Genomic DNA, 279 nt, shown 5'->3' with positions numbered 1-279 from the left:
AATCGCCGAATTCCGCCTCGTCCTCCCCATAATGAACCGACGATAAGCGGATCGCCTGACGGCCGTCCACCTGAACCGCCTCGTTGTATGCCCCCTTACGGAACGGGTTGGTCAAATTGCCGACTACGCTAAGATCCAATTCATCCTCCGAGCGGTTCGTCACCTCATACTCCAGAATGGCGCACGGAATCGAGGAGTCTTTATCATTCAGCGGAATGAACGGATTAAAGGCCTTTAGCTTCACGTGAATCGGGTCTTGCTCATCATCGAAGGTCAATG

The 279-nt window shown here is 53.0% G+C and carries 1 protein-coding gene; it reads right to left on the bottom strand.

What is annotated here, in order from left to right:
- Positions 1–279, bottom strand: a 279-nt coding sequence (locus KVT27_RS24325; RefSeq protein ID WP_254636277.1) for a GH116 family glycosyl-hydrolase, incomplete at both ends; no start/stop codon positions are given.

Source organism: Lysinibacillus sp. GbtcB16 (assembly GCF_019091145.1).
In the GTDB taxonomy this organism is placed as follows: domain Bacteria; phylum Bacillota; class Bacilli; order Bacillales_A; family Planococcaceae; genus Lysinibacillus; species Lysinibacillus fusiformis.
Note: the sequence above shows the minus strand (reverse complement) of the source record. Positions and strands in the feature narration are given on the sequence as shown.